We start from the raw sequence: 15,049 nt of genomic DNA, 5'->3' as shown, positions 1-15,049 counted from the left end.
GATGATCAAGCTCCGGTAACACCTGAAGCTCCTGCAACTATAACTGTTGCTTGTGCCGTTGATGTGCCTGCTATGATTTCACTTACGGCAAATGATAACTGTGCTGGTGAAATAACTGTTGAAGGTATAGATGCTACAACTTCTGGTAACTGTCCTAACTCGTTCACTGTAACTAGAACTTGGACATTCACTGATGCGTGTAATAACACTTCTTCGGTATCACAAACTATTAATGTAGTAGACGTTTTAGCTCCGGTAGCTCCAGAAGCTCCTGCAACTATAACTGTTGCTTGTGCTGGTGATGTACCTGCTATGGTTTCCCTTACCGCTACTGATAATTGCGCTGGTCAAATAACGGTAGAAGGTGTAGATGCTACAACTCCGGGTAACTGTCCAAACTCGTTCTCTATAATCAGAACTTGGACATTCACTGATGCGTGTAATAACACTTCTTCGGTATCACAAACTATTAATGTAGTGGATGATCAGGCTCCGGTAGCACCTGAAGCGCCTGCATCAATTACTGCTACTTGTACAGGTGAAGTTCCTACAATGATTTCGCTTACGGCAGTTGACAACTGTTCTGGTGCTATAACAGTACAAGGTGTAGATACTACAACTCCAGGTAACTGTCCTAACTCGTTCACTGTAACTAGAACTTGGACTTTCACTGATGCTTGTAACAATACATCTTCGGTATCTCAAACTATTGCTGTTGGTGATATTATTGCTCCAACATTTAATCAAAGTACGCCAGCAAATACAACAGCGTCTTGTGATACTATTCCTGGGCCAGCTGTATTAACAGCAACTGACAATTGTGGAACTGCAACAGTAAGTATGACTGAGAACATTCTACAAGGAAACTGTCCTTCTAATTACCAAATAGTAAGAACATGGACAGCTACTGATGCTTGTGGAAATTCAATTTCAGTAACGCAAACAATAGCTGTTTCTGATACAGTTGCTCCAGAGTTAGTTGGAACTATTGATACTCCAATTAATACATGTGACGAAATTCCTCCTGTACCCGCTCTTCAATTTACTGATAATTGTACTGGAACTGTTGTTACTCCAGTACCAAGTATAACTACATCTACTATTGTAAATGGCGTTTATACTATTACAAGAACGTGGACTGTAACTGATGCTTGTGGAAATACAAGAGAGTTCCAACAGCTGATTAATGTAATCACTAATCCGGATATTGAAGTAACTGTTACTGATCAGGTATGTAATGATAGTCAAACTATAACTTGGGACTTGAACACTTATCTACCAACTGATACTCCTACAGGAGGAAATTGGATAAATGAAAGTAATGTAGGAACATTTAATGGTTCTCTATTCAATGCGTACCAAGTTGTAGAAGGGAATTATACTTTCAGTTATAATTATAACAGTGCAAATACCTGTCCTCAAAAAGTAAATGTAATTGTACCTGTTGAATTATGTGCTGTTGCAGGTTGTGATAATATTGTGATTCATAACGCATTCACTCCTAATAATGATGGTATAAATGAATGGTTCCAAATTGATAACATTGATCAGGAATGTCATTTACCTAATACCGTTGAAATATATAACCGTTGGGGAGTTTTAGTTTACGAAACCAAAAACTACGACAACAGTTCTAGAAAATTTGAAGGTATTTCTGAAGGCAGAGTTACTGTTAATAAATCAGCCGATTTACCAACGGGAACCTATTTTTATATCATCCAATGGACTGATGGAACCCAAAAGATAAACAAAGACGGATACTTATACCTTACTAGATAAAAAAAACCTACTAACTCCTGAGGGTTGAAAAACCCTCAGGTAAAAAATAGAAAATATGAGAACAAAAATTTTAATTTTCGCATTGATGTTATCGTGTTACTCTGGTTTTGCTCAGCAAGATGCACAGTTTACCCAATACATGTACAACACCATAAATATCAATCCGGCTTATGCAGGATCGAGAGGAGTTATGAGTATTTTTGGATTGCATCGTACCCAATGGGTAGGATTAGATGGCGCTCCAACCACTAACGCTTTCTCAATAAATACGGCCCTTAATAACAGTAATCTAGGACTTGGTGTATCATTGGTAAGTGATAAAATTGGTCCAACTAGTGACAATACGATTTCTGCCGATTTATCCTATACTGTTCCAATGAATGAAGATTATAAACTCTCTTTTGGAATTAAGGCTTCGGGGAATATGTTTAATTTAGATACTGAAAAGTTAACACCTGCCCAAGCTAATGATCCAAATCTTCAAAATTTCAATAATGAGTTTTCACCAAATTTTGGAGCTGGAGTTTACCTGCATTCTGATAAGTTATATTTAGGGCTTTCAGTGCCAAACTTCTTGCAAGACTCTAAATACAACGATAATGATGTGGCTGTATTTCAGGAAAGAATGAATTTTTATTTTATTGGTGGATATGTATTTGATATAGGATCTTCTGTAAAATTCAAACCTGCATTTTTAACAAAAATGGTAACGGGAGCTCCGCTTCAAGTAGATGCTTCGGCCAACTTCTTATTCTTTGACAAGTTAATGCTTGGTGGAGCTTATCGTTGGGATGCTGCAGTAAGTGCATTGGCTGGTTTTCAAATAACTGATGGCTTATTTATTGGTTATAGTTATGACATGGAAACAACGCAATTAAGACGATATAACTCAGGTTCTCATGAGGTATTCTTACGATTTGAGTTGTTCAATAAAGTTAGTAAAATGGTATCACCTAGATTCTTCTAATACCCCAAAATCATGAAAAATAAAATTACATATTTAGTACTGTTAGCTATCACTTGTGTGACTGGTTACTCTCAGGTTGTAAATAAAACAGAGGCGAAAGGAAATAAAGAGTATGCAAAATACGCTTATATCGATGCCATCAAAACATACGAGCGTATCTATGAAAAAGGATATAAATCGCCTGATATGTTACTCAAAATAGGGAACGCCTACTATTTTAATGCTGAATTAGAAAAGGCTAACAAATGGTATGCTGAACTTTATGCTACCAATCCGGAGCAAGAAGCTGAATTCTATTATCGTTTTGCACAAACTTTAAAAGCTGTAAAAGATAATGACAAATCTGATGCTATGATGGCCACGTTTGTGCAAAAAAATGGTGGTGATGCACGTGCCAAAATCTTTGCTAAAAACAAAAATTATTTAGCTGAAATCAAAAAGAACTCTGGTCGATATAAAATCGAAAATGCAGGTATTAATTCAAAATACGCCGATTATGGCCCATCTTTTATGGGAACCAAAGTGGTGTTTGCATCTGCGCGTGACACCGGAAATTTCTCTAAAAGAATACACACTTGGACAGGACAATATTTCACCAATCTGTATGATTCTCCTATAGCTGAAGATGGTTCACTTGGTGCTGTTGGTAAATTTGGCAAAAAAATAAATACCAAATTCCATGAAGATACTCCAGCCTTTACTAAAGACGGAAAAACAGTTTATTTCACTAGAAATAATTTCACTGACAAAAGAGGTTATGATGCCAGTAAAGTAACACTGTTAAAAATCTATAAAGCTACTGTAAACAAAGATGGTCAATGGGATAATATTACTGCGCTTCCATTTAACAGCGACAGTTATCAAACGGCACATCCTACCCTATCTCCAGACGAAAAAACATTATACTTTGTTTCTGATATGCCTGGAACACGCGGACAATCTGATTTGTTCAGAGTAAAAATAAGTGATGATGGTAGCTTTGGTAATACTGAAAATCTTGGTGATGCCATTAACACCGAAGGTAGAGAAACGTATCCTTTTATCTCTGATGATAACGAATTGTACTTTGCTTCCGATGGTCAGCCAGGTTTAGGTGGATTGGATATTTATATTACTAAAATTCCGAAAGACGGTAGCACAAATTTTAAAGAAGTTTTGAACGTTGGTGAAGAAGCCAATAGTCCAAAAGATGATTTTGCCTTTATCATTAATTTTAAAACTAAAAAAGGATTCCTAAGTTCTAACAGAGATGGAGGACAAGGAAGTGATGACATCTATAAGTTTGTAGAGACAAAACCTATTTGGTGTGAGCAAATACTATTTGGAGTTATTACTGATGAAGATACTAAAGCAGTATTGCCAAACACTAAGTTGCAACTCTTTGACGACAATTTCAACAAGATAAAAGAAACTACTTCTGATGCAGAAGGTAAATATGAGTTTACCGAAGTGGAATGTGGTAAAAAATATTATGTGAGAGCTTCTCTTGAGGAATATACAACCAAGGAAGTTCCGGTAACGATTGGAAAAGAAACCGGTAAAACGGAGCTTAATATTGAGCTTAAATCTGAAGGGTGTAAAGTTAAAATTGGTGATGATTTAGCGGATTGTTTCAAAATCAATATCATCTATTTTGACTTAGACAAATGGAATATAAGACCTGATGCTGCGATTGATTTAGCTAAATTACTTGATGTTTTAGAGCAAAATCCATCAATGAAAATTAACATTCGTTCACACACGGATAGTAGAGCTTCTGATAAATATAATGATGTATTATCAAAAAACAGAGCAAAATCTACCAAAGACTGGTTAATTAAAAATGGCATTGCTGCAAGTCGTTTAACGTCAGAAGGTTTAGGTGAAAAAGAATTAGTAAACAAATGTTCGGATGGTGTAGAATGTTCGGAAGCAGAACACCAATTAAACAGACGTTCAGAATTTATAATTACAGCACTCTAAAAACATATTTTTATATATTTAAAACTAAAGAAACATCAGTGAAAGCTGGTGTTTCTTTGGTTTATACCGTATTTAAAAACAAATAAAATGACAAAAAGCATCGTTGAAAAGTTAAGAATGAAGGAAAAGTGTCATTTAAACGAGTTTTTGAGCTATTCGTAGAAAAAATTGGGTTCGTTACTGGTATGTATCTAATTTAGCCCTCAAATAGTATAACCCAAATCAACTATCTCTTGCAAAGCCTATATCTAAACTACTTCAAGCCCGAAATCCAGTTTATCAATAAAATATTCTACTAAATTTAATTGTATGAAAACAAAAATTACTATCTCAAAAAAATTACTTGTGTTTTTGATATTTAGCTTTCTAAGTATCTCTGCCTCATTCGCACAAGGATTTCCGCCAGCAAATACATCTTGTACTTCTGGTGACTTGACACTAGTTGGCGCAACTCTCTCTGGTGGAGATTTATGCAACTCGTGTCCAACAGCAACTACGATAACCAGAACATTAACACTGTCTATCAATAATACAACGGGGTCCACAAGAACTTCTTTTGCCTTTTGGGGAACTTTGGAAATTTATGACGGTACGACGGGACTTTTAAGTAACACCACTCTAATTAGTGGTTGTAATGGTCCACTGCCTCCAAATACTATCACTACCTTAAGTTATAATACAGTTACTTATAATTGTGGTGATATATTAAAAATCACCAATTTATTTTTAGCTTGGACATCAGCTTCACCAGGATCAACTTGTCCATTAGATCCTAATTTGATTTCTCCTAAATGTGGAAAACTACCTGTAATAACTGTTAATGGAGGTGTGAACGGGGAATTTGCTTTGATCAATTCACAATGCGGTTCCGCAACCGGAGCAATTGATTTAACTCCATCAGGTGGTACCGCTCCTTATACATATTTATGGACGGCTTCTGCCGGAGGTGTTGTACCAAGTGGACAACAAACAAACCAAGACCTTACGGGTTTACTTCCAGGTACTTATTCCGTCACTATAAGAGATGCTAACGGATGTACTATTACTAAATCCAGAACAATCACAGCAACTACTCCTACTGTTGCGACATTTGCAAATACAAGTGATATCACTGTTCCTTGTGGCGGAGCAACAACAAGTTCTTTAAGCTACACTAATAGTGGATCTGGTTCCTGTTTAATAAGTGGTACTGTTACTTCTTCTCTAAGCAGTCAAACACCAGCGGGTGCCTGTGGCGGGACTGTTACTGAAACATGGACTTACACGGATGCTTACGGAAGAACGATTACCAAAACAAGAACAATTACCATAAGCCCAGCTGCTTTACCAGTAATGACGGCTCCGGCTGCTACAACAGTAGCATGCGGTTCAGCATTTACACCCAGCACTTTATCATTCACAAACGGATTAGGTGGTAGCTGTTTAATTAATGGTACTTCAAACCCTTCAACATTCTCAACCACGCCTGGTGCTTGCGGTGGAACCGTTACCGAAACCTGGACTGCAAAAGATAGTTGTAACAGAGATTTAGCTCCTGTAACAAGAACCATTACAGTAAGCCCTGCTGCTTTACCAACAATGACTGCTCCTTCTGATATAATAGTAGCTTGTGGCTCATTACCCCCATCAAGTACAATATCATTTTCTAATGGACTGAGTGGTGGTTGCTTAATAAGCGGAACTTCTAATTCGTCAACTTTTACAACTACAGTTGCTGGCTATTGCAACGGAAAAGTTACCGAAATATGGACAGCAACCGACAGTTGTGGAAGAACCCTTGCTTCAGTATCAAGAATTATAACTATTAACGATACAACGCCTCCATCAATAACAGGAACTCCGGCTCCATTAACTGTTACTTGTGCAGCTGATGTACCTGTTGCTTCTATAGCTTCTGTAACAGCATCTGATAATTGTTCTGGAACAGTAACTGTAGTAGTAAATGATGTTACAACTCCTGGATTATGTGCTAACAAATTTACAATAACCAGAACTTGGGCAGCTACCGATGTTTGTGGAAATAGTAAATCTAGTTCTCAATTAATAACTGTAAACGATACAACGCCACCATCCATAACAGGAACTCCGGCTCCAGTAACAGTAACTTGTGCTGCTGATGTACCCGTTGCTTCTATAGCTTCTGTAACAGCATCTGATAATTGCTCTGGAACGGTAACTAAAACAGTAAATGATGTTATTACTCCTGGATCATGTGCCAATAAATTTACGGTAACTAGAACCTGGACTGCAACTGATGTTTGTGGAAACAGTGCTACTAGTAGTCAAACAATTACTGTAAATGACACTACTCCTCCATCAATAACAGGAACTCCTGCTCCATTAACAGTTACATGTGCTGCTGATGTTCCAACTGCTTCTGTAGCTTCTGTAACTGCAACTGATAATTGCGGTGGAACAGTTACTAAAACAGTAAATGATGCTACAACACCTGGAATATGTACCAATAAATATACAATAACTAGAACTTGGACTGCAACCGACGTTTGTGGAAATAGTGCTACTAGTAGTCAAATAATCACTGTAAACGACACAACACCTCCAACTATAACCGGAATACCTGCTCCAGTTACGGTAACATGTGCTGCTGATGTTCCAACTGCTTCTATAGCTTCTGTAACAGCATCTGATAATTGTGCTGGAACAGTAACTGTAGTAGTAAATGATGTTACAACTCCCGGATTATGTGCTAACAAATTTACAATAACCAGAACTTGGACTGCTACCGATATTTGTGGAAATAGTACATCTAGCAGTCAAGTAATCACCGTAAACGATTCAACTCCTCCAACTATAACGAGAACTCCTGCTCCAATTACTTTAAGTTGTGCTGCTGATGTTCCAGTTGCTTCTGCAGCTTCTGTAACAGCTACTGATAATTGTGGTGGTACAGTAACTAAATCCGTAAATGATGTAATTACTCCTGGATCTTGTGCTAATAAATTTACAGTAACTAGAACTTGGATCGCAACTGATGTTTGTGGAAATAGTGCAACTAGTACTCAAATAATTACTGTAAACGATACAGCTGCTCCAACAATAACAGGAACTCCATCTCCAGTAACAGTAACTTGTGCTGCAGATGTACCAGCTGCTTCTATAGCTTCGGTAACTGCAACTGATAATTGTGGTGGAACAGTAACTAAATCAGTAAATGATGTTACAACGCCAGGAACTTGTGCAAATAGATTTACAGTAACAAGAACATGGACTGCAACTGATGTTTGTGGAAACAGTTCTACAAGTACACAAATAATTACAGTAAACGACACAACTCCTCCAGTAATATCATCTTTACCAGCAACTTCTACAATCAATTGTCCAGCAATACCAAGTTTTGCAACACCTACAGCAACTAATAATTGTGATTCGGATTATACATTATCCTTTGTAGATAATAGAACTAATGGTGCTTGTAATGGCACATATTCTGTAACCAGAACTTGGACAGCTACTGATGCATGTGGAAATTCATCTACTAAATCACAAACCATAAATGTTCAAGATATAACTCCTCCAACTTTTACTGTGCCGGGTCCTATCACTGTTAATGTTGATGCAAGTTGTAATACAAACCTTGATCCGACAATTACAGGAACAGTATCTAATATTAGTGATAATTGTGATGCGAATCCAACAGTAACTTATTCTGATAATGAATGTTTTGGAAATGATAATGATGCATCAATCAATGCCGGTAATGGTAATTACTTCTACTTTGATGTAACAGGATTTAATAATCTAACTGCAAAAAATATTCAAAAAGTTGCCTTAGCTTTCGAAACCAATCAGGGAAAAGGAAGAGCTGAATTTACTTTGGTTGCACCAAATGGTACAGCTGTAATTTTAGTTGGACCATATTGCACCGGTGGTGCTTGTGAAGATTCAGATTCTAGTGATCAGGAATTATATTTACCTATATTTTATCCAAATAGCTCAGGATATACACAATGGAATAACAACAATGTTATAACTCAAGATATCCCGCAAAACTTTACACCAAATGGTGCCCTATCGTCACCAAATTCAGTTACGGGATTAACATCTTATGTTTCAAGTTTTGAAAATTTAACTGGTCCAATGAATGGTACTTGGTTCATATTTTCTAGAAAACAAGCTAGTGTTAATGGAAGTATTGAATTCAAAAGTGTTTGTTTAACTCCTTTGAATATTTGTACCAACAATAAAGTTATTACTAGAACTTGGACAGTCACAGATGCTTGTGGTAATGCTACAACAGCTACCCAAATTATAAAAACACAAGATATAACTGCTCCAACAATAACAGGAACTCCAACTGCAATAACTGTAAGTTGTGCTGCAGATGTACCAACTGCTTCTATAGCTTCGATAACAGCAACTGATAATTGCCCTGGAACAGTAACTGTAACAGTAAATGATGTTACTACACCTGGATCGTGCGCCAATAAATTTTCAGTAACCAGAACTTGGACTGCAACGGATGCTTGTGGAAACAGTACTACTAGTTCTCAAATAATCTCTGTAAATGATACAACTGCTCCAACAATAACAGGAACTCCATCTCCGGTAACAGTAAGTTGTGCTGCAGATGTACCAGCTGCTTCTATAGCTTCGGTAACAGCAACTGATAATTGCGCCGGAACAGTAACTGTAACAGTAAATGATGTTACTACACCTGGATCATGCGCCAATAAATTTTCAGTAACTAGAACTTGGACTGCAACTGATGTTTGTGGAAACAGTACTACTAGTTCTCAAATAATCTCTGTAAATGATACAACTGCTCCAACAATATCAGGAACTCCATCTCCGGTAACAGTAACTTGTGCTGCAGATTTACCAGCTGCTTCTATAGCTTCGGTAACAGCAACTGATAATTGTGCTGGAACAGTAACAGTAACAGTAAGTGATGTTACAACACCTGGAACATGTGCTAATAGATTTACAGTAACCAGAACTTGGACTGCAACCGATGTTTGTGGAAACAGTGTTACTAGTACTCAAATAATAACTGTAAACGATGTAACTCCACCTGTAATATCTACTCAAGCTGCGAATGCTACAGTAGAATGTGATGGAAACGGTAACTTAGCTGCTATAGCTGCTTGGTTAGCTTCTAATGGTGGTGCTTCGGCTTCAGATACTTGTTCTAATGTAACTTGGTCTAACAACTTCTCTGCTTTAAGCAATGGTTGTGGTAACACAGGTGCTGCTTTGGTAGATTTTACTGCTACTGATGATTGTGGTAACGCTTCTACCTCAACAGCTACTTTTACAATTCAAGATACAACTGCTCCAACAATCACTATTGCTGCAGCAAATGCTACAGTTGAGTGTGATGGAAATGGTAACTCAGCTGCTTTATCTGCTTGGTTAGCTTCTAATGGTGGTGCTTCAGCTTCTGATACTTGTTCAAATATAACTTGGACTAACAACTTCTCTGTATTCAGTAATGGTTGTGGAAATTCAGGTGCTGCTTTGGTAACTTTTACGGCTACTGATGATTGTGGAAACGCTACTATTTCAACAGCTACTTTTACAATTCAAGATACAACTGCTCCAACAATCACTATTGCTGCTGCGAATGCGACAGTAGAATGTGATGGAAATGGTAACTCAGCTGCTCTAGCCGCTTGGTTAGCTTCTAATGGTGGTGCTTCGGCTTCTGATGCTTGCTCTAATGTAACTTGGTCTAACAACTTCTCTACATTTAGTAATGGCTGTGGAAACTCAGGTTCGGCTTTGGTAACTTTTACTGCTACCGATGATTGTGGAAACGCTACTGCTTCAACAGCAACCTTTACTATTCAAGATACAACAAGTCCAACAATTACGATTGCTGCAGCCGATGTTACAGTTGAGTGTGATGGAAATGGTAATTCAGCCGCTTTAGCTACATGGTTAGCTTCTAGTGGTGGGGCTTCAGCTTCTGATACTTGCTCTAATGTAACTTGGACTAACAACTTCTCTACATTTAGTAATGGCTGTGGAAATTCAGGTTCGGCTTTGGTAACTTTTACTGCTAGTGATGACTGTGGAAACACTACTTCTTCAACAGCAACATTTACAATTCAAGATGATACAGCACCAACTATCACTATGGCTGCTGCGAATGCAACAGTAGAATGTGATGGAAATGGTAATTCGGCCGCATTAGCTGAATGGCTTGCATCCAATGGTGGAGCATCAGCTTCAGATACTTGCTCTAATGTAACTTGGTCTAACAACTTCTCTGCATTAAGTGATGGTTGTGGTAACTCTGGTTCTGCTTTGGTAACTTTTACGGCTTCTGATGATTGTGGAAACAATGCTACTTCAACAGCTACTTTTACTATTCAGGATACAACAAGTCCAACAATTACTATTGCTGCAGCCGATGCTACAGTTGAGTGTGATGGAAATGGTAACTCAGCTGCTCTAAGTGCTTGGTTAGCTTCTAATGGTGGGGCTTCGGCTTCGGATGCTTGTTCTAATGTAACTTGGACTAACAACTTCTCTGAATTCAGTGATGGATGTGGTAATTCAGGTGCTGCTTTGGTAACTTTTACTGCTACCGATGATTGTGGAAATGCTACTACCTCAACAGCTACTTTTACAATTCAAGATACAACTTCTCCAACAATCACTATTGCTGCAGCAAATGCTACAGTTGAGTGTGATGGAAATGGTAACTCAGCTGCTTTAGGTGAATGGTTAGCTTCTAATGGTGGTGCTACGGCTTCGGATGCTTGTTCTAACGTAACTTGGACTAACAACTTCTCTGCATTCAGTAATGGTTGTGGAAATTCAGGTGCTGCTTTGGTAACTTTTACTGCTACTGATGACTGCGGAAACGCTACTTCATCAACAGCTACTTTTACTATTCAAGATACTACGGCTCCAACTATTGATATAGCTGCAAATAACATAGCTGTTCAATGTGATGGTAGTGGTAATTCAAATGCTTTAGCTGAATGGTTAGCTTCTAACGGTGGCGCTTCAGCATCAGATACTTGTTCTAACGTAACCTGGACTAATAATTTCGGAACTCTCGCAAGTGATTGTTCAACTGCTGTAACAGTGTTATTTACTGCTACTGATGATTGCGGTAATGCTACAACAACATCAGCTTCCTTTACAGTTCAAGATACTATAGCACCAACTATTGATATCATTGCTACTAATGCAACAGTAGAATGTGATGGAAATGGAAATGCGGAAGCTTTAGCTGCTTGGTTAGCTTCTAATGGTGGTGCTTCGGCTTCTGACTCATGTTCTAACGTAACTTGGACTAACAGCTTTGATGGCCTTAGTGATGGTTGTGGTAACACAGGTAGCGCAACTGTAACTTTCACTGCTACTGATACTTGTGGAAACACTGCAACTACTTCAGCTACATTTACTATTCAAGATACTACGGTTCCAACTATTAATACAGTTGCTGCTAATGCAACTATTGAATGTGACGGAAATGGTAATACTGAAGCTTTAGCCGCTTGGTTAGCTTCTAATGGTGGTGCTTCGGCATCGGATACTTGTTCAAATGTAACTTGGTCAAACAACTTCTCTACATTTAGTAATGGTTGTGGAAACTCAGGTTCGGCTTTAGTAACTTTTACTGCTACAGATGATTGTGGTAATGCTACAATAACTTCAGCTACTTTTACTATTCAAGATACAACTGCTCCAATTATTAACATTGCTGCAACTAATGCAACTGTTGAATGTGATGGAAATGGTAATGCTGAAGCTTTAGTTGCTTGGTTAGCTTCTAACGGTGGTGCTTCGGCTTCGGATGCTTGTTCTAATGTAACTTGGACTAACAACTTTGAGGAACTTGACGATAGTTGTGGTAACTCAGGTACAGCTTCAGTGACTTTTACTGCCACTGATGATTGTGGAAATACTTCTACATCTATAGCAACCTTTACTATTCAAGATACTACTGCTCCAACTATTGATACTGCCGCTGCTAATGCAACTGCTGAATGTGATGGTCAAGGAAATACTGCTGCACTTCAAGCTTGGTTAAGCTCTAATGGTGGTGCTTCAGCTTCAGATACTTGCTCTAATGTAACTTGGACTAACAACTTTGATGGTCTTAGTGATGGTTGTGGTAGTACAGGTTCTGCTTCGGTAACATTTACTGCTACTGATGATTGTGGAAACACAGCTACATCCATAGCAACCTTTACTATTCAAGATACTACGGCTCCAACTATTGATACAGCTGCAGCTAATGCAACTGTGGAATGTGATGGAAATGGAAATGCGGAAGCATTAGCCACTTGGTTAGCTTCTAATGGTGGTGCTTCGGCTTCAGATACATGCTCGAACGTAACTTGGACTAACAGTTTTGATGGTCTTAGTGATGGTTGTGGTAGTATAGGTTCTGCTTCGGTGACTTTTACAGCTACTGATGATTGTGGAAATACTGCTACATCTATAGCAACCTTTACTATTCAAGATACTACTGCTCCAACTATTGATACTGCTGCTGCTAATGCAACTGCTGAATGTGATGGTCAAGGAAATACTGCTGCACTTCAAGCTTGGTTAAGCTCTAATGGTGGTGCTTCAGCTTCAGATACTTGCTCTAACATAACTTGGACTAATAGTTTTGATGGTCTTAGTGATGGTTGTGGTAGTACAGGTTCTGCTTCGGTAACATTTACTGCTACTGATGATTGTGGAAACACAGCTACATCCATAGCAACCTTTACTATTCAAGATACTACGGCTCCAACTATTGACATTGCAGCAACTGATGCAACAGCAGAATGTGATGGAAATGGTAACACAGAAGCTTTAGCTGCTTGGTTAGCTTCTAACGGTGGTGCTTCAGCTTCAGATGCTTGTTCTAATGTAACATGGAATAACAATTTTGAAGCTCTTAGCGATGGTTGTGGTAATTCAGGTTCAGCTACTGTTACTTTTACAGCTACTGATAACTGTGGAAATGCTACTTCTTCAACTGCTACTTTTGCTATTCAAGATACGACTGCTCCAACAATTTCTGTTACTACAGTTAACGAAACGGTAGAATGTGATGGAAATGGAAATGCGGAAGCTTTAGCCGCTTGGTTAGCTTCTAATGGTGGTGCTTCAGCTTCAGATATTTGTTCTAACGTAACCTGGACTAACAATTTTGATGGTTTAAGTGACGGTTGTGGTAACACAGGTTCCGCTTCTGTAACTTTTACAGCTACTGATGATTGTGGGAATGCCGCTACGTCAACTGGTACATTTACTATTGTTGATACTACAGCACCAACACTTATTACTGCCGCAGCTAATGCTATAGTTGAATGTGATGGTCAAGGAAATACAGCAGCATTAAATGCTTGGTTAGCTTCTAATGGTGGGGCTTCAGCTTCGGATACTTGCTCTAATGTAACTTGGTCTAACAACTTTATTGCCTTAAGCGATGGTTGTGGAAGTACAGGTTCTGCTACTGTAATATTTACAGCTTCTGATGGCTGTGGAAATAATGTGACTTCAACAGCTACATTTACCATACAAGATACATTAGCACCAACTACAAGTACAGAATTTGACCAAAAACTACAAGTAACATGTTCTACCATTCCGGATGCACCTGTATTAGTATTCAATGACAACTGCTCAGGTAATGTGGTTCCAGTGTTTACTCAGACTCAGACTGAAATAGTTGACAATAATTATACAATTACAAGAACATGGATTGCTACAGATGCTTGTGGAAATATTTCATTACCATCTCAACAAACAATTCATGTTACTGTGACAACCGATGTAATAACTCTTCCAAGTGTACAGACTAGTAATAACATTAATGAAAATATATCATTAAATGCCTTATTACCTTCAGGAATTTCTGGAGGAACATGGACAAATGTGAATAACATTGGAGGATTTGATCCAGTTAATAACACTTTCAATCCTTTTGGAATAGCGCCTGGAGATTATCTATTCAGCTATATAATTAATGATGGTAATTGTTTTGTTAGATATGATGTGACAATAATAGTTGGTCAAGTTAATCCTTGTGAATTAATTGTAATACACAATGCGTTTACACCTAATGGTGACGAATTCAATCAGTTCTTTAATATTGAGCATATCGAAGATTTTGATTGCTATCCAAGCAATAACGTTCAAATATACAATCGTTGGGGTATTTTAGTTTATGAAACTAAAGATTATGATAACCTCGGAAGAAGATTTGAAGGTATATCCGAAGGAAGAACTACGGTTAACAAATCAGATGAATTGCCAACGGGAACGTACTTCTATGTAATTGAGTGGACAACCACTGATGGACAAACTGTAACTAAAGACGGATATTTATACCTTACTAGATAAAACCCTACTAATTCCTGA

General features: G+C 38.0%; 4 protein-coding genes. All 4 read left to right on the top strand.

The genetic code is table 11. The features are described from left to right. Positions 1-1,779: gliding motility-associated C-terminal domain-containing protein (locus RMN97_RS00905; RefSeq protein WP_309612640.1), on the top strand; the 1,779-nt coding region annotated here is incomplete at its 5' end. 55 nt (positions 1,780-1,834) lie between these two features. Further along, a complete protein-coding gene (locus RMN97_RS00900; RefSeq protein WP_309612639.1) occupies positions 1,835-2,746 on the top strand; it encodes a type IX secretion system membrane protein PorP/SprF in 912 nt (303 codons plus the stop codon). A gap of 12 nt (positions 2,747-2,758) precedes the next feature. Beyond that, on the top strand, positions 2,759-4,708 hold the full coding sequence (locus RMN97_RS00895) for an OmpA family protein (protein WP_309612638.1): 1,950 nt from the start codon (positions 2,759-2,761) through the stop codon (positions 4,706-4,708). A gap of 309 nt (positions 4,709-5,017) precedes the next feature. Next, positions 5,018-15,031, top strand: a complete 10,014-nt coding sequence (locus RMN97_RS00890) for a gliding motility-associated C-terminal domain-containing protein (RefSeq protein WP_309612637.1) — start codon at positions 5,018-5,020, stop codon at positions 15,029-15,031. Positions 15,032-15,049: the final 18 nt, after the last annotated feature.

Source organism: Flavobacterium sp. (assembly GCF_031381455.1).
GTDB lineage: Bacteria > Bacteroidota > Bacteroidia > Flavobacteriales > Flavobacteriaceae > Flavobacterium.
The sequence above is the reverse complement of the archived record's forward strand: the minus strand, read 5'-3'. Positions and strand labels throughout refer to the sequence as shown.